Below are 311 nucleotides of genomic sequence, written 5' to 3'. Positions count from 1 at the left end.
TTGTCGCTGACAGGCATGCTGACGCGCGTCGCGTGATTGCAGACATCTTCGAATGTAATTACCGTTGTTATGGCTATCGTCGAGTTCGGGCGGCGTTGAGCAGGCAGCAAGTATTTATCTCAGAAAAAGTCGTGCGACGTTTGATGCGACAGGAAGGCTTGGCCGCTGACACAACCAGACGACGTCGCTATGGCTCCTATCGTGGAGAAATCTCTCCCGCTCCGGAGAATCTCATCAATCGTGATTTCCGTGCAGCCGCCCCGAATCAGAAATGGCTCACGGACATCACCGAATTTCAAATCCCTGCCGGC

1 protein-coding gene is annotated in these 311 nt (G+C 53.7%); it reads left to right on the top strand.

Annotation, left to right across the window (positions count from 1 at the left end):
- On the top strand, nucleotides 1–311 hold a 311-nt coding region (locus NCT04_RS34325; RefSeq protein ID WP_250470293.1), incomplete at both ends, for an IS3 family transposase.

It is taken from the genome of Caballeronia sp. GAFFF2 (genome assembly GCF_023631485.1).
In the GTDB taxonomy this organism is placed as follows: domain Bacteria; phylum Pseudomonadota; class Gammaproteobacteria; order Burkholderiales; family Burkholderiaceae; genus Caballeronia.
This window is presented reverse-complemented; position numbering and strand designations above follow the sequence as displayed.